Annotated in this window: 16 protein-coding genes and 3 pseudogenes; 13 read left to right on the top strand and 6 right to left on the bottom strand. The window is 62.3% G+C overall.

All coding sequences use genetic code 11. The annotated features are described in order from the left end of the window. Positions 1-235: 235 nt before the first annotated feature. From AOA14_RS05440 to AOA14_RS05425, 4 genes are all read left to right on the top strand, one after another. Positions 236-865 (top strand): hypothetical protein, encoded by a 630-nt coding sequence (locus AOA14_RS05440; protein WP_202988403.1) that lies wholly within the window; start codon positions 236-238, stop codon positions 863-865. 176 nt (positions 866-1,041) lie between these two features. Beyond that, the gene (locus AOA14_RS05435) at positions 1,042-1,923 is read left to right on the top strand and encodes a hypothetical protein (protein WP_062901074.1); all 882 of its coding nucleotides are present in this window, start codon (positions 1,042-1,044) and stop codon (positions 1,921-1,923) included. 33 nt (positions 1,924-1,956) lie between these two features. Next, positions 1,957-2,448: a hypothetical protein gene (locus AOA14_RS05430; protein WP_062901073.1), complete on the top strand. Its 492-nt coding sequence runs from the start codon at positions 1,957-1,959 to the stop codon at positions 2,446-2,448. Between the two features lie 355 nt (positions 2,449-2,803). Continuing rightward, positions 2,804-3,283 carry an Hsp20 family protein gene (locus tag AOA14_RS05425; protein ID WP_062901072.1) on the top strand — a complete coding sequence of 160 codons (480 nt, stop codon included), beginning with the start codon at positions 2,804-2,806 and terminating at the stop codon, positions 3,281-3,283. An 83-nt stretch (positions 3,284-3,366) separates the two neighbouring features. On the opposite strand, the gene AOA14_RS05420 is transcribed toward AOA14_RS05425, so the two are convergent. Further along, a complete protein-coding gene (locus AOA14_RS05420; RefSeq protein WP_062901071.1) occupies positions 3,367-3,636 on the bottom strand; it encodes an usg protein in 270 nt (89 codons plus the stop codon). Next, complete coding sequence (locus AOA14_RS05415) at positions 3,633-3,860, bottom strand: hypothetical protein (protein ID WP_062901070.1); 228 nt, start codon at positions 3,858-3,860, stop codon at positions 3,633-3,635. Before AOA14_RS05415 ends, AOA14_RS05420 begins: the two co-directional genes overlap by 4 nt. 263 nt (positions 3,861-4,123) lie before the next feature. Here AOA14_RS05415 and groES point away from each other — a divergent pair, with 263 nt between their 5' ends. The 5 genes from groES (at position 4,124) to AOA14_RS05385 (ending at position 9,487) form a co-directional block, all read left to right on the top strand. Further along, entirely contained in the window at positions 4,124-4,438 is a 315-nt protein-coding gene (groES, locus tag AOA14_RS05410; RefSeq protein WP_062901069.1) for a co-chaperone GroES, read from the top strand. A gap of 48 nt (positions 4,439-4,486) precedes the next feature. Then, entirely contained in the window at positions 4,487-6,106 is a 1,620-nt protein-coding gene (gene groL / locus AOA14_RS05405) for a chaperonin GroEL (protein ID WP_062901068.1), read from the top strand. A 450-nt stretch (positions 6,107-6,556) separates the two neighbouring features. Then, positions 6,557-7,171 (top strand): hypothetical protein, encoded by a 615-nt coding sequence (locus tag AOA14_RS05395; protein WP_202988402.1) that lies wholly within the window; start codon positions 6,557-6,559, stop codon positions 7,169-7,171. Between the two features lie 211 nt (positions 7,172-7,382). Beyond that, the gene (locus tag AOA14_RS05390; RefSeq protein WP_062901065.1) at positions 7,383-8,291 is read left to right on the top strand and encodes a site-specific integrase; all 909 of its coding nucleotides are present in this window, start codon (positions 7,383-7,385) and stop codon (positions 8,289-8,291) included. Between the two features lie 5 nt (positions 8,292-8,296). After that, positions 8,297-9,487: an IS91 family transposase gene (locus AOA14_RS05385; RefSeq protein ID WP_062901064.1), complete on the top strand. Its 1,191-nt coding sequence runs from the start codon at positions 8,297-8,299 to the stop codon at positions 9,485-9,487. Between the two features lie 393 nt (positions 9,488-9,880). Here the strand turns inward: AOA14_RS05385 and AOA14_RS19180 are convergent. Continuing rightward, positions 9,881-10,111, bottom strand: a pseudogene (locus AOA14_RS19180) (tyrosine-type recombinase/integrase); the annotation flags it as partial. A gap of 76 nt (positions 10,112-10,187) precedes the next feature. Here AOA14_RS19180 and AOA14_RS05375 point away from each other — a divergent pair. Then, positions 10,188-11,551, top strand: a protein-coding gene (locus AOA14_RS05375) for an IS3 family transposase (protein ID WP_409372266.1) whose coding sequence is annotated in 2 segments (ribosomal slippage) — positions 10,188-10,535 and positions 10,538-11,551 — 1,362 coding nt in all. Because the reading frame shifts where the segments join, the coding sequence is not laid out codon by codon here. Between the two features lie 34 nt (positions 11,552-11,585). On the opposite strand, the pseudogene AOA14_RS19175 reads toward AOA14_RS05375, so the two are convergent. After that, positions 11,586-11,888 (bottom strand): annotated as a pseudogene (locus AOA14_RS19175) (hypothetical protein); the annotation flags it as partial. Between the two features lie 77 nt (positions 11,889-11,965). Between AOA14_RS19175 and AOA14_RS05370 the strand changes: the two are divergent. Continuing rightward, positions 11,966-13,009: an IS110 family RNA-guided transposase gene (locus tag AOA14_RS05370; protein WP_202988401.1), complete on the top strand. Its 1,044-nt coding sequence runs from the start codon at positions 11,966-11,968 to the stop codon at positions 13,007-13,009. A gap of 272 nt (positions 13,010-13,281) precedes the next feature. Here AOA14_RS05370 and AOA14_RS05365 read toward each other — a convergent pair. After that, positions 13,282-13,944: pseudogene (locus AOA14_RS05365) on the bottom strand (nucleotidyltransferase domain-containing protein); the annotation flags it as partial. 19 nt (positions 13,945-13,963) lie between these two features. Between AOA14_RS05365 and AOA14_RS19660 the strand changes: the two are divergent. Next, positions 13,964-14,134 (top strand): hypothetical protein, encoded by a 171-nt coding sequence (locus tag AOA14_RS19660; protein ID WP_202988400.1) that lies wholly within the window; start codon positions 13,964-13,966, stop codon positions 14,132-14,134. Positions 14,135-14,209: 75 nt separating this feature from the next. On the opposite strand, the gene AOA14_RS05360 is transcribed toward AOA14_RS19660, so the two are convergent. Then, complete coding sequence (locus AOA14_RS05360) at positions 14,210-15,088, bottom strand: sterol desaturase family protein (protein WP_062901062.1); 879 nt, start codon at positions 15,086-15,088, stop codon at positions 14,210-14,212. A 70-nt stretch (positions 15,089-15,158) separates the two neighbouring features. On the opposite strand from AOA14_RS05360, the gene AOA14_RS05355 reads away from it, so the two are divergent. Further along, on the top strand, positions 15,159-15,809 hold the full coding sequence (locus tag AOA14_RS05355; protein ID WP_082819832.1) for a Crp/Fnr family transcriptional regulator: 651 nt from the start codon (positions 15,159-15,161) through the stop codon (positions 15,807-15,809). Positions 15,810-15,822: the final 13 nt, after the last annotated feature.

The raw sequence follows: 15,822 nt of genomic DNA, 5'->3' as shown, positions 1-15,822 counted from the left end.
CAGGATTGCGAAAAGCCGTTATTGCAGACCAACCCCTCGGTCCAGCTTGCGAACTGAAGCAGGCTCGCCGGATTCGCAGCTGCAATGGCATGAATGACTTTGCGAGCCATTCGCGCTTCCCGTCTCGACGAAGCGATGAATAAGCCGTAGCAGCCGGCTCCATCCGTCGACGGCGGCGCGGCACCTACGCCGCCTGCAAACACTGAAGACCATTCCATAACAGGAGGCCGAAAAATTGCAGCATATCAGCACCCATCCTGCTTTTGCAGGACGGCCAGAGCGTCATTCCGTGCTGAGGCAAGCCATCATGGTCGCGGCACTTGTTGGGTGCACCTTGCCCCCCTCAGCCACACTTCTGGCAGCCGAAGTGCAGGCAGGTCAGAAAGCGGTCTCGGCCAACCAGGAAGAGTTTCTGAGCAAATTCATGGCCTATTATGTCAAATGGGCGGAGGAAATTGAAGCGCGCGGCCAAGCGACGGGCATCCCTCTCGATCCGGACCAAGCGCGCCTCGCCGCAGAGATCGGCATAAAACATCCCGAAAAAGTGCGCCTCGTTTTCGTCGACGAAATCCCTTTCCCGACGGAAAATCCCGAGATCAAGCTTGCCGGCGAGACGTTCGGTTTCATCGGTCCGGGCATCGTCAACAACGCCCAGGCCTTTGGATACACAATCTGGGTGCGGAAGGGCTTCACGCTCGACCAGCCGCGCCTCGCACATGAGCTCGTTCATGTGTGGCAGATCGAGCGGAGCACGAGCTTCGCGGCCTATGCGGGCCAATATGTCTCGGAATTGATCCAACATGGCCACGACAAATCCCCACTCGAACTCGAGGCCTACGAAGCCAATCGAAGATATGCCGGTTGATCGGCCGGTGACGGCGTGATCCACAGCCGCCATCGACCGTCCGCCCGATGCAGCGGACTAAGATCGCGGCAAACAGAGCGTCATCATCGAGAGACAGGCATGTTGCGAACGGCGACGAGATAGGCAATGCAGACCAAGGGGTTGCTGCTTTTGCTAATCGCAAGCGCTTTGGGGAAATGAAAATGACGAAATGGCGCCTTGGCCTGGTGGCTCTCGCGGGCGTGTTGGCCGCATCACCAGCCGCCGCGACGATGAATTGCTACGGGCCGGAATGGCAACGCTTCACCGATCCTCGGCTCGGCGTCACGCTCGACGTCAGCACCGATGTGCATCAAACCTACAGCCTGGGGGCAGAAGATTTCGTCAATGTCGAGGTAACCGAGCGCGCGCGGCCCGGGAAAGAGATCGGCGGCCGCTGCAGCAGCTTCAACTTCGGGGTCGTGGATTTCGGCATTTATGAAATTTCCGACGTCGCCGGCCTTCTGAAGGACCAGGCCGATCAGATCGCCAGCGGCGGCCTCAACAATTTCAAGGTCCTGAAAAACCGTCCCTTGACCTTCCAGGGTCTCCCGGCCCGCGAGGTCATCTTCTCGTTCACCATCGACTATTTCAACACCCCGGCAACCCACCGCTATCTGATCGTGGCGCGAGGAAACAAGCTTTACACATTCAACTGGGTATGGGGTGACGCCGGCGACGTTCCCGCCGATTCAACGCGCATCTACGACTCTATCCGGTTCACGCCCGTTGCAGCTGATCCGAACGCCCGGTCTCGCGCGATGCTGGAGGATACCATCCTCCTCTACTGGCTCCGCAGCGACTATCCTTCCACGATCCACATGTCCGCGTCGCTGCGCCGCATCGCCGATCCCAAACGCGCCGAAGAAAGCAAGATGGTCGCTGGATATGGCTATGTACAAAAGGTCGATTATCTGCGGACCGAGAAGGGCTACCGCGTCTTTCGGGTCGAGCACAGCAAGGCGGTCGTCGATTGGTATACGGCCGACGATGGAAGCCAGATTTCGGCGCTCTACTGGAAAAAAGTCCGTGATCTCTGAAAAGAGTTCGTCGTCACGCCATCGGACGATGGCATGACGAACCCAGCCACCTACGCCATCGTTCCGGATTTCCTCCGTTTCGAGGTCGGCGCGATCGGCCTCGAACTGGGCGGTGCGCATGGCGATTATGAACGGCTGGAGCGGTGCATGACCGCTCCGCTCAGTGCAATCGCGGGCCAGCCGATCACCAGCGCGCCGCGGCTACTCGGCGCGCTACAAGGAATGCTGGTCGTCCTCGACGCCGAAGAGGACGGCTCCGACTGGAGCGGCAGCATCCGCCGGAGCGCATTCGGGACAGGCACCCCCGACGCGCCCGACTATGTGGTTTCGATCGATCTGTCGCCCGCCGCCTTCGACCGGCTGCTCGCGATGATGCAAGCAGGTCGGCCGCTCACCGGACTGTCGCTCGATTTCCAGAATATCGATGGTCCGCTGAACGAAGATCCCCTCGACCGCCCGATCCCTTGGGATGACGCCCGATATCCGCACGTCGCCTTGACCAACTTCTTGCTGCGATGGGCTTGAGGTGGCCGGTAACGGACTGGCGGCTTTTGGATCGAAAGCAGCGGAAAGCGGAAATCAGCAAAGAGCGATCATTCCTTTGTCGCCTTTAAGGGGCGCACGACTGATGCTGCGGTCATTGCGTTGATCCGGAAGACTGGGGCGCTTCACCGCGGCTCCGCGCTCCAGTCGCGGCCGGCCTCGCGAGCTCTGCGACGCGCTGCCGGCGGGTATAGATCGCAGGTCTTGAAACCGGAAAAACCGCTTCCTAATTTTTTCCCGGACGCCGGATTTCCCGCGTCCCGAGGACATAGAGAGCGTCGGCTCTATGTACCGGCGCGCCTCATGCCCGAATTGCTTCAATCAGGAGGATTTGGAAATGAGAACCGATTTTGACTTCACCCCCTTCCGCCGCTCGACGGTGGGCTTCGATCATCTCTTCGACCTGCTCGAAAAAGGGCAGCGCGGCGAGACGTCCGACGGCTACCCGGCCTTCGACATCGTGCGCGAGACCGACGACCGCTTCCGCATCATGCTCGCTGTCCCCGGCTTCAAGGCTGAGGAGATCGAGATCGTCGCGCAGCAGAATCAGCTCAGCGTGACGGGCAAGCCGGCGGAAGAGGATGCGAAGAGCAACTACCTTCACCGCGGTATCGCCCGCCGCCCCTTCGAGCGGCGCTTCCAGCTTGCCGATTATGTAGAGGTCGGCAGCGCGAGTTTCGCCGACGGCCTGCTCGCGATCGAGCTCAAGCGGGTCATTCCCGAGGCGATGAAACCGCGCAAGATCGAGATCGGCAGCGGGAACACCGAACCGCGCCGGATCGGATCATCGAAGGAAAAGACGCTCGAAAACGCCTGACAATCCTTTGGGCCGCTGTTCATCAGCGGCCCCGCTTATCTGGTGAAGTCCAGCTGACGGGCTGGAGACGCTCCATCGCTCGGTCAGTCGATCGCGCGGATGACGTCGGCCGCGCGCCACTCGGCTGGCCTGATCAGCCTGTTGTGCGCGATCCGGACCGAGTGAAGCGTCGCCTCGATCTGGCGGCGCCACATCGCCAAAAAATCGAACAGCACCGGAAAGTCCGGCGGAAGATCATATTCCTGCCAGACGTACAGCTGGAGCAGCGAAGGATGATCGGGCCGGTAATAATGGATCTCGGCGGTGGTCAGCCCGTAGCCGTCGAGCTGTGCGATCAGCGCCCGGTCGGTCATGGCGAACGCGCCTCGCCGCCGTCGAGCGAGCGGAGCGCCGCGAGCACATCGTCGACCGGCACCGCGCGCCGCGCGCCCGGCGGCTTGCGCAGCGCGGGCTTGCCCCGGACCGACACGCGGTCCGATGCCCAGGATGCAAGAAGGGCGCGCTTGACTTCGGGCTCGAGGCTCGGGTGATGCGCTACGTCGAACGGGTGTAGAAACCGGGAAAATGGCTGCGACATGATCGTGCCTCCTTCCTTGTCGCCATTCCTTTCTCGTTGTGCGGCATGGCGCCGCGACGACAGAGTTTGGTAACGGAGCGAGTCGAGTCAAGGGGGCGCAGGCCGCCCACAACATGCATTTTTGTCACTCTGCTGGTAGGAGTGCCAATAAATTTGAGCGATCCTCTTGAAGCAAAAAAATGCGCTTCCTAGTTCATGGCGGCCGCGCGTCCCGGACAGGCGCGCGGTCTGTATCATATCGTTATGCAACATGGAGGTTATGCATGCATTTCCGTCCCTTGCACGACCGTGTGGTCGTCCGCCGCATCGAAGCCGAGGAGAAGACCTCGGGCGGCATCATCATCCCCGACACCGCCAAGGAAAAGCCGCAGGAAGGCGAAGTCGTCGCCGTCGGACCGGGTGCCCGCGCCGAGGACGGCACGGTGACCGCGCTCGACGTTCGGGCCGGCGACCGCATCCTGTTCGGCAAATGGTCGGGCACCGAGGTGCGCATCAACGGCGAGGAGCTGCTCATCATGAAGGAGAGCGACATCCTCGGCGTCATCGAAGAGGCCGAGGCGCTCAAAAAGGCCGCCTGACGCCACATCCATCCAACAACTGAAAGGACAGCAAGAAGGAGGTAAAAAATGGCTGCCAAGGAAGTGAAATTTGCGTCGGACGCGCGTGATCGCATGCTGCGCGGCGTGGATACGCTTGCGAATGCAGTGAAGGTCACGCTGGGCCCCAAGGGCCGCAACGTCGTGATCGACAAAAGCTTAGGCGCGCCGCGCATCACCAAGGACGGCGTGACCGTTGCCAAGGAAATCGAGCTTGCCGACAAGTTCGAGAATATGGGCGCCCAGATGCTGCGCGAGGTCGCCTCGAAGCAGAACGACAAGGCCGGCGATGGCACCACGACCGCGACCGTGCTCGCGCAGGCGATCGTTCGCGAAGGCTCGAAGGCGGTCGCCGCGGGCATGAACCCGATGGACGTCAAGCGCGGCATCGACCTCGCCGTGACCACCGTCGTCGACGACCTCAAGGCGCATGCCAAGTCGGTCGAGGCCAACAGCGAGATCGCCCAGGTGGCGACGATCTCGGCCAATGGCGACGAAGAGGTCGGCCGCATCCTCGCCGAGGCGATGGAGAAGGTGGGTAATGAGGGTGTGATCACCGTCGAGGAAGCCAAAAGCCTCGCGACCGAGCTCGAAACGGTCGAGGGCATGCAGTTCGACCGCGGATACCTCAGCCCCTATTTCATCACCAACGCCGAGAAGCTGAAGGTCGAACTCGACGATCCGTACATCCTGATCCACGAGAAGAAGCTGTCGAACCTGCAGGCGATGCTGCCGCTGCTCGAAAGCGTCGTGCAGTCGGGCCGGCCGCTGCTGATCATCGCGGAGGATGTCGAGGGCGACGCGCTCGCAACGCTCGTCGTCAATCGCCTCCGCGGCGGCCTCAAGGTCGCGGCGGTCAAAGCGCCGGGATTCGGCGATCGCCGCAAGGCGATGCTCGAGGATATCGCGGTACTCACCGGCGGCAATGTCGTCAGCGAGGAACTCGGCATCAAGCTCGAGAGCGTTACGATCAACATGCTCGGCCGCGCGAAGAAGGTCGTCATCGACAAGGATAATACGACGATCGTCGATGGCGTCGGCTCGAAGTCCGATATCGACGCCCGTATCGCGCAGATCCGCCAGCAGATCGAGACGACGACCAGCGATTACGACCGCGAGAAGCTGCAGGAGCGGCTCGCCAAGCTCGCGGGGGGCGTCGCTGTGATCCGCGTCGGCGGCGCGACCGAGGTTGAGGTCAAGGAGAAGAAGGACCGGGTCGACGACGCGCTCCACGCAACGCGCGCGGCGGTCGAGGAAGGCATTCTTCCCGGCGGCGGCATCGCGCTGCTCCGTTCGCTCAAGGCCCTCGAAGGCCTGAAGGCCGCGAACGACGACCAACAGTCGGGCATCGACATCGTCCGCCGCGCGCTCCGCGCCCCGGCGCGCCAGATCGCCGACAATGCCGGCGAGGACGGCGCGTGGATCGTCGGCAAGCTGCTCGAGAGCGAGGACTATAACTGGGGCTTCAACGCCGCCACCGGCGAGTATCAGGACCTCGTCAAGGCCGGCGTGATCGATCCCGCCAAGGTCGTGCGCACCGCGCTGCAGGATGCCGCTTCGGTCGCCTCGCTGCTGATCACAACCGAAGCGCTCGTCGCCGAGCTGCCGAAGGAGGAGAAGGCCGCGCCGATGCCGGCGATGGACTTCTGACGAGATAGGGCGGCGGGCGACCGCCGCCCTATCCCCTTCATGCTCGCAACCAAGGAGAATGCGGAGGGAACTGTCATGCCCTTTTACGGCAGTCAAAGCGTTCGCGGCTGCTCAGCCCAACTGAAGCTGCGACACGGAAACGAGGCCAAGCAGCTCGTGGCTCGGCAACTCGAATGGGCGCGTGAACGCGGCAACGGTCAGGAAATCGCTTATTGGAGCGCGGTCCTTGAAGACCTCGCGAGCCTGCCGTCTTAGCGTTCCATAGGCACGACGGATGATAAAGTTGTCACCGCCGCGCCACCGCGCAGAATCCGTCTTGGCCGTTTTCGGTCAGGCCGTTTTCGGGCGAGAATCTCAGAAAGCAGCCGTTCGCGGCAAATACCTGCGCTGGAAGAGACCGATTGCGGGTATTCACGGGATCTTGACAACAAGCGCCTATATCCTGCCGCAATGATTGAACGCAAAGTATCAAGTTGGCTCGTCCGAGCGTTCGCTGTCGCAGTTGTGTCTCTCGCTTTGATCCTTTTCGTCACCGGCTTTCGGCCGAGTTGGTTATTCGTCGACTGGGTCGGGACCGATCATCTTCCGTTTAAAGTTTCCAGTAAGATTGAAATTGCGTCTCGATGGTATCCATTGAAGCGCGCATCGATGTCGCTACTCTGCACTCCGGACGGGCTCCGCTTGATGACGAAAGCCCGGTTACCATACACGGCAGATGAACGAGCAGATATCAACGCTAGCCCACGGCCCTACTCATATTTCTCTCATGCTCAGGTAACTTTCGATTGGGAGCGGTCCCAAGGCCGGTTGGTGACCATCAACTCCTTTACGGCGAAGACGTCGATCATAGACTTCGGCGAAGTGGACACGATCGTGACCGCACCATTGCTCGAGAAAGACAAGGACGCGATAGCCAGCTGGTTTCAAAGGGGAGCACCGCAAGATGCGTCGATTGGAGTTTCTGATTTCGGTGTGGACAGTCTTCGGGCCCGCGCCGGAGCGTCCGACGTGCTGAGGTTTGTCGAAAAGTGTAATGCCGCGCCCAGGCCTGACAACGTAACTTAGACGATCCAGCATCCGCATCCCACCCGGTTCTGGCCGTTGAGACAAGAGCGATCCTCCCCGTTGGCGAAATCGCCGAGTCTGGCCGGTGCACGAACCGCTGCGCGGATTGGTGCTAGCCTCGATGTAAAGAACCCCAGCGAGCGTCACGCCTGATTGAACGCTGGCGGCCAGAGGCAGACCCTTTCGACTCCTTTACCTGAGGAGTCGAACGATGAACGAGCTTATCCAGATTGGCCCGATCAGCCCGCTGCGCCAGCGGCTGATCGACGACATGACCATGCGCCGCTTCTCGAAGGAGACGCAGCGTAACTATCTTCGCGACGTCGGCCGGTTCGCGACCTGGCTCGGGCGCTCGCCGCACACCGCGAGCGCCGAGGATGTCCGGCAGTTCCAGATCGAACAGCAACAGGCGGGCGTCCCGGCACCAACGATGAACAGCATCGTTGGCGCGCTGCGGTTCTTCTTCACGCACACGCTCGACCGCCCCGATCTCGCGCGTAAGCTAATCCGCACCAAGCAGGTCCGTAGGATCCCCGTCGTGCTGACGATGGCCGAGGTGAAGCGCCTGCTCGATGCGACCCGCTCCCTCAAGCACCAGGCGGCCCTGTCGGTCGCTTACGGCGCGGGCCTGCGCGTCGCCGAGGTGTCGGCGCTCAAGGTCAGCGATATCGACAGCAAGCGCATGCTGCTGCGGATCGAGCGCGGTAAAGGCGGCCGCTACCGCAACGCCATGCTGCCCGAAGGCCTGCTCCTCCTGCTGCGCGACTGGTGGCGTGCCGGACGGCAGCAAGGCGTGCTGCTTCCCGATGGCTGGCTCTTCCCGGGCCAGAGCGCTGCGGCGCCGATCAGCACGCGCCAGCTCTATCGGATCGTCGTCGAAGCGGCCGAGGCCGCGGATATCGACAAGCGTGTCGGACCGCACACTCTGCGCCACAGCTTCGCCACCCACTTGCTCGAGGATGGCGTCGATATCCGCGTCATCCAGGTGTTGCTCGGTCATTCCGCACTCAACACCACCGCCTTTTACACGAAGGTCGCGACCAAGACGGTACGGTCGATCGTCAGTCCGCTCGACAGGCTCGCGCTCGCATCACCGAGCGAGGAGGCACCCGACGGCTGAGGCCGATGCGCGCCTCGCTCGAGGTCGCCGACATCTTCCGTGCTGCTGGCCCTGCGTATCGCACGTCCCATACCGGGCATCTCAGCCTGCATCAGCTGAGGATCATGTCGGCGATCGAACATTGCCGCACCGCCGCTTTGGGTGGCCACGTCGAGGCTTGCACCGACTGCGGCCACTGGCGGATCGCGTACAACAGCTGCCGCAACCGCCACTGCCCCAGATGCCAGGGCGCCGCCGCGCGCAGCTGGCTCGAAGCGCGCGAGGCCGATCTCCTCCCGGTCGGTTACTTCCATGTCGTGTTCACCCTGCCTGCTGAGGTCGCCGCGATCGCCTATTACAACAAGGCGCTGGTCTATGACCTCTTGTTCAAGGCCGCGGCCGATACGATGATGACCATCGCCGCTGATCCCAAGCACCTCGGCGCCCGGATCGGCATCACCGCCGTCCTCCATACCTGGGGCTCGGCGCTCACCCATCATCCGCACATCCACATGATCGTGCCCGGCGGCGGCATATCCCGCGATGGAACGCGCTGGATATCGGCGCGCCCCGCCTTCCTGCTCCCGGTCCGCGTCCTTGGCGCGCTCTTCCGACGCCTGTTCCTCACCCGGCTGCGCGCCCTCCATGATCGCGGGCAGCTCGCATTCTACGGCAGCATGTCGGATCTTGCCGAGCGGCGTGCATTCCTGCGGCACCTCTCACCCGTCAGGAAGAAGCGCTGGGTGGTCTATGCCAAGCCGCCATTCGCGGGCCCCGAGGCCGTGCTCGCTTACCTCGCGCGCTACACTCACCGCGTCGCCATATCGAACAGCCGCCTTCTCCGCTTCGACGAGGCCGGGGTCACCTTCCGCTACAAGGATTACCGCAAGGCCGGCGCCACACGGCAGCAGGTCATGACCCTCGCCGCCAACGAGTTCATCCGCCGCTTCCTCCTCCACGCCCTGCCGCGCGGGTTCCACCGGATCCGCCACTATGGCCTCCTCGCCAGCGCACGCCGCAAGGATCATCTCGAACGCGCGCGCCGCCTGCTCGATGTCGCACCTCCGCCGACCGTCGAGCCCGCCAACGATGCAGAGCCCCGACCGACCTGTCCGTGCTGCGGCGGCATCATGATCATCATCGAAGTGTTCGAGCGCCGCTATCAGCCCCGCGCGCCGCCACCGCCATCCCTCGCACCCGGGACACATGCGCCGTGACCCGGCACGGCCTGGCACCGACACGATCCAGCGCGCACCCGCGCCTGGAAGCGGACCCGCTCGCGCCGGTGCTGCCCAATAGCAGACGCCGGAACCGCAAAATCGGACGGTCCGACTTTCAGCGTCCGCTTTCGCGACCCATTTCCAGACGGACCGTTCTCAGATGCGCCTGCTTTTGGGCGGCATCTGGCTACCCCAGCATCAGCGCAAAACAGCTTTCCCCATAGCTCGGCCCATGACCACCGCGGTTCGGCCACCGAAGACTTTCTGACGCCTGGCGGCGTCTGAAACTCTCAACGCTTGGAGACAGTCCGCTTTTAGGTGTCAAACAAAGAGAGCGGACGTTCTACCATGAGCTAGAACGCTCGCTCTCCAGAATACGCGATTTGCTGGTTAGACTTCGATGCCTTCTGCCAGCGTCAACGCATCTTCAACATCGACGCCGAGGTATCGTACCGTATTTTCAATCTTGGTGTGGCCGAGCAGAATCTGCACAGCTCGCAAGTTCCCGGTCGCCTTGTAAATGATCGACGCTTTTGTTCTGCGCAACGAATGCGTCCCGTAGTCTTCGCTTCGAAGTCCAACGGCCGTTACCCATTCATCGACGAGACGCGCTGTCCGCCGTCAGCGCCAATGGCACAGATTTGAGGTTGTGATTTAAGGAGGATTTGGGCTTCGTCGTAGTGACGAAGGAACGAAGATGAAGCCCAAATCCTCCTTGAAAAAATCGGCGCCGAAGGCCCCAGCGGAGCGGGTGGTGAAGGACATACGGCGTGCGACGCGCCGGCACTTCTCTGCAGAGGACAAAATCAGGATCGTGCTGGAGGGGCTGCGCGGCGAAGACAGCATCGCCGAGCTGTGCCGCAAGGAAGGCATCGCCCAGAGCCTGTATTACACCTGGTCGAAGGAGTTCATGGAAGCGGGCAAGCGTCGTCTGGCCGGCGATACCGCCCGAGCTGCGACCACCGGCGAGGTGCACGATCTGCGCCGCGAAACCCGTGCCCTGAAGGAATGCGTGGCCGACCTGACGCTGGAAAACCGTCTGCTCAAAAAAAGCATGATCGCGGATGGGGGCGACGAAGAATGAGGTATCCCGCATCTGAGAAGCTCGAGATCATCAGGATCGTCGAGCAGTCGCATCTGCCCGCCAAGCGGACGCTGGACCAGCTCGGCATCCCCCGCCGGACCTTCTATCGATGGTATGACCGCTACCTCGAAGGCGGGCCGGAGGCGCTAGAGGATCGGCCATCGGCGCCGAGCCGGGTGTGGAATCGCATCGGCAACGATATCCAGCAGCAGATCGTCGAGATGGCGCTGGACGAGTCCGAGCTATCGCCCCGCGAGTTGGCTGTGCGCTTTACCGACGAGAAGCGCTACTTCGTGTCGGAATCGACGGTTTACCGGCTTCTGAAAGCCCATGACCTGATCACCAGCCCGGCCTTCATCGTGATCAAGGCGGCCGATGCGTTCCACACCAAGACGACGCGGCCGAACGAGATGTGGCAGACCGACTTCACCTACTTCAAAATCATCGGTTGGGGCTGGGTGTATCTGTCGACCGTGCTCGACGACTTCTCCCGCTATGTCATCGCCTGGAAGCTTTGCACCACCATGCGCGCCGGGGACGTCACCGACACGCTGGAACTGGCGCTTGAAGCCTCGGGCTGTTCGTCAGCCAGGGTCGTGCAAAAGCCCAGGCTGCTCAGCGATAATGGTCCGAGCTACATCGCCGAGGAGCTGGCCCAATGGATCGGTGCCAACGGTATGAGCCATGTCCGCGGCGCCCCGATGCATCCCCAGACCCAAGGCAAGATCGAGCGCTGGCACCAGACCCTCAAGAACCGGATCCTGCTGGAAAATTACTTCCTGCCCGGCGATCTGGAGACCCGGATCGAGGCCTTCATCGACCACTATAATCACCGCCGATATCACGAAAGCCTCGGCAATGTGACGCCCGCCGACACCTACTTCGGCAGGGCAGACGCCATCATCCAACAGCGCGAAAGGATCAAACGGAAGACCATCGAACACCGACGCTTGCAGCACCGCAAGCTCGCCGCTTAATATCAACCCCAGGACGAGGCCCGCGCTCCGCTAATCAACGCCGCGATCTGCGCCAAATGTTCTGACGACAGACAGTGGGTACACCCTCTTCCAAAGCTGCGATTCGTTCTGAGCAAACCGCGTGAACTGCGCGACCGAGTTCCTCGACGCAGCCGCCGAGCCATGTCAGCTCCTCTTCGGTGATGCGGTAATGCTTCGAATAGCGGGCCTTCACATAGGCCTCCTTCAGCTTTTCGAAGCGAGACCGATCCGATTTTAGTTCGCGTGGCCAAGCGTCGACGAGGCGCATATCAATGCGCTCGGCCTGGGTGCGCAGGAAGGCAAGATTGTGGACGTGTTGGGGTGGACGGCCCCCAAACGGCATCAAAATGTGCCAAAACAGAGTCGTTGAAGAGCTCAAGAAGGAGACCGTCCGTGAGTGATATTATCCGCATTGGGATGGACACGTCAAAGCATGTGTTCCAGCTGCATGGCGTCAACGCCGCCGAAGAAGCCGTGCTGCGCAAAACGCTGCGCCGCAAGGAGATGATCGACTTCTTTGCGAAGCTGCCACCAACCGAGGTCGCGATCGAAGCGTGCGGCGCGTCGCACAACTGGGGCCGGACGCTGACTGGCATGGGTCATGCCGTGAAGCTGATCCCGCCTGCCTATATCAAGCCTTACATCAAGCGCGGGAAGAATGATGCAGCCGATGCGGAAGCGATCTGCGAAGCGATGAGCAGGCCGTCGATGCGCTTCGTGCCGATCAAGTCGGCCGACAACCAGGCGGCGCTGATGCTGGTCACGATGCGCGACCGGCTGATCCGTACACGCACTCAGCTGTGCAGCGCGATCCGCGGCAACGCCGCCGAGTTCGGGCTAGTCGCCGGTGCGGGAACCTGCCGGGTCGAACCGCTGCTCGAGCGCGTCGCCGGAGATCCCGATGTGCCGCAGCTCGCGCGCGATCTGTTCGCGCTGCAGGCCGAGGAACTGACGCTGCTGCGAGCGCGGATCAAGGATATCGATGCCAAGCTCTTGGCATGGCATCGCTCGGATGCGAGGAGCCGCCGTGTGGCGCAGATACCGGGCGTCGGCACGCTCGGAGCAACACTGCTCGCGCTCAAGACGCCGGCGCCCGAAGACTTCCAGTCGGGCCGCGCGTTCGCGGCCTGGATCGGGCTGACGCCGCGCGACCACTCGACCGGCGGCAGGGTGAGACTCGGCAGTATCACCCGCGCTGGCGACGCACTGCTCAGGCGAACGCTCGTCGTTGGCGCCACCGCGCTGCTCCGCCATATCCGCAACAGCCGAAGCCGACACGCTTCGCCATGGATCCTCGACATGCTGAAGCGCAAACCGCCGAAGCTCGTCGCGGTCGCGCTAGCAAATAAGATGGCGCGGGTCGCATGGAAGCTGATGGTGAGCGACCAGGATTACAGGGCTCCGACCGCGGCAGTGCCGTTGTCGAGCGCCGCATGAGATCAGCCGACCACGGGGAGCGCAGCAAGCGCACCGTGTAAGGCCGATAACCGGAAACTTGCAAGTAAGAGCAGATGGTGTGATCGATCGATCCAGAGCGCGAGATACTCCGTACGCCTCATCGGCCCCCGAGGTCGCGGACGTGTTAGGAACTGGCGCCGCGGAATCCATCTTGGCCAGCGGTCATGTGAGGCTGCACCAACAGGCCGGACATATGAACGCAAACCATCCGATCAGATCCTGCTCGAACCTTGTAAGCGAGGGGCCGTCCACATATGCGGCGTGTAGAAGGTGCAAACCAGAAGGACGCAGTGGTAAAGGCGCTCCGTGGCTTGATGCATGTCGAAGGCAGCCTTTTTAAGCCATCCTTGCGATATTGAATGCATTGCTGAGCCGTGGAACTGTCCGGCGGTAGGATACCATTCCTCGTAATATTCTCGCGCCATGGCCAATGCCTGATCGGGCGTCTTGGGCTTCGGCGTGTGAAGCGGCTTGTTGTCATATTCGTAGAGCGCGATCCCGTCGCGCGCGACGTCCATGAAGAAATAGCGCCCGTGGGCGAGCCCGTCGTTCACCTCCTGCAGGGTATGAACAATGAAGTTGACGGGGGTCTTGAGCGTCTTGTCGATCGCGAGCTCGCGAATGAGCCGGTCTTCGAGCTTGCCCCAGAAATCGACCTTCTCGGTTAACCGCTTGTCGTTGACGATGATGAGAAGGTCGAAGTCCGAGCGATAGCCTTTTGCCGTATGAGGCTCATCGACCCAGCCGCCGCGCGCATAGCTGCCGTAAAGAATGATCTTGTCGATCCGCCCCTTCTTCTTCCAGCTCATCGTGCCGAGCGCCAATGCATCCTCGAACTCTTCGAAGATGATCGCCTTCACGCGCTCCAGCTCGCGCTGCTTGTTGGCTGGAAGATGGTCGAGATCGGTTTTCATCGCTGGCGGCACCCTGTCGGTGCTGCGGCTGCTTGGCAAGGTCGAAGCGGCGCTAACGCCGACAGAATTGCCGCCACCTGCGGTTCTTTCTGTGGACCGACTGGGCAATGACCCGCAAGCTGCGGATCATCGCGTCCTCGACCTCAGTAATGCTGACGCCATGGCGCTCGGCAAGCTGGCGGAACGCTGAACCCACGACCGGCAAACGGCCCGGCATCCCCCACAGGTGCCGGGCCGCGCGCTGGCGGGACGTGCTGCGACCCGTTCAGCCCGCCGCGACCGCATGCGGTTCGCTGGTCCCCGGCACGGCGCCGGGGATGACCGCATGCATATCCTTGTTCTCGGGAAAGATCGGCCACAAAAGCTGCTGGCCCAGCGTGGCCGGCGGCAGATTTTCGACGCCATAGCTTTGCGGATAGCTGCGCGTGATCTTGGCGGTGCCGAACAGCACGTCCCAGAAAAACAGAAGATTGCCGAAATTGCCCTTGTAGTTGACCGCCGGGTCGTCGGCGTGGCGGCCGTGATGCGCATGATGCGTCGCGGGGGTGCTGATCGTGCGTTCGACGACCCACATCACCGGCGCGAGCGCCCGGATGCGATAGAGCGGCGCATCCCAGGCGACGTCGCTGTGCGCGCCGATGATCACCGCCATCTTCACGATGAGATAGAAGGCGTAGAACCAGCCGAGCCCGAGGTAGACGAGCACCCCGGCAAACCAGATGCTCGGCATCATCGCATAATAGATGATGTTGTTCCGGTAGACGAGCCGGACGCTCATATAGCGGGCATTATGGTGCGCGCGGTGCAGGTTGTAGAGCCAAGCGGTGCTGTGCGACGCGCGGTGCCACCAATATTGCATCATGTCTTCAAAGACGAGGAACAGTGCGAGCGCGGCGTACCAGGGGGCGTGCGCCAGCGCGCCTTCATATTGCGGAAACCAGGCGTGGCCGAGCGCGCTGACGATCAGCAGGATTGCGGGCTGGGTCGCGATCAGCAGCGTGAAGGTGCTGACGATTTCGATGATGCCGTCGTGGCGCGACTGTTCGGACTTGGCGAACAGGCGCGTGCGGATCAGCTCGAGCAGGCAGAAGCCGACATAGATTGCAACGACGATCAGGCTCGACTGGGCCGAGGTAAGCTGCATCCCGATTCTCCCGCTATGGCATCGTGCCACTTGTCTTTCACCGCGCGGTGGCACAGAAACCGACTCGACAATGCAAAGAAGTTATCAATTGGCTCTTGCCGAGCGAACGCGCCTGTCGGGCACCGAACGCGACCGGCTGCTCGCGATGACGTCGCCGAGATCCTTTGCGGATGGTCAGTTCGTTCAGCATCAGGGCGATCCTGGCGATGCCTTCTGGGCCGTGATCGAGGGGCATGTACTCGTCGGACGTTATGCGGAGGATGGCGCGTTCACCGCCTTTGCCGTGCTGGGGCCGGGCGATATCTTCGGCGAGCTGGCCTTCTTCACCGGGCTCGAACGCCAGGTCGACGCGATTGCCAGCGGTCCGGCGCGGCTGGTTGCCATCGACCGCCCGGTGCTTCGCGCGCTGATGACCGCCGACATCGGCTGGGCCGAGCTGCTGCTGCGCAGCCTGGGCCGCCAGCTTGCGGTGTCGCTCGACATCATCGATGCCGAACGGCGGCTGCCCGTCGCCGAACGGCTGGCGCGGCTGCTCGCGGCGATGGCCGCCGACGCCGCCGACGGGATGACGGTGCGCGCGACGCAGCAACAGCTCGCCGATCTGCTCGGCGTGTCGCGCGTCACGCTCGGCGCCGCGCTGCGCGATCTGTCGGCGCGTGGAACGATCGAGCGCGGCTATCGCCATGTTCGTGTCCTGCCGCCGCTTTCGCGCCCCGCCTAGCATGGCTATGGTC

The organism is Sphingopyxis terrae subsp. terrae NBRC 15098, from assembly GCF_001610975.1.
In the GTDB taxonomy this organism is placed as follows: Bacteria; Pseudomonadota; Alphaproteobacteria; order Sphingomonadales; family Sphingomonadaceae; genus Sphingopyxis; species Sphingopyxis terrae_A.
The sequence above is the reverse complement of the archived record's forward strand: the minus strand, read 5'-3'. Positions and strand labels throughout refer to the sequence as shown.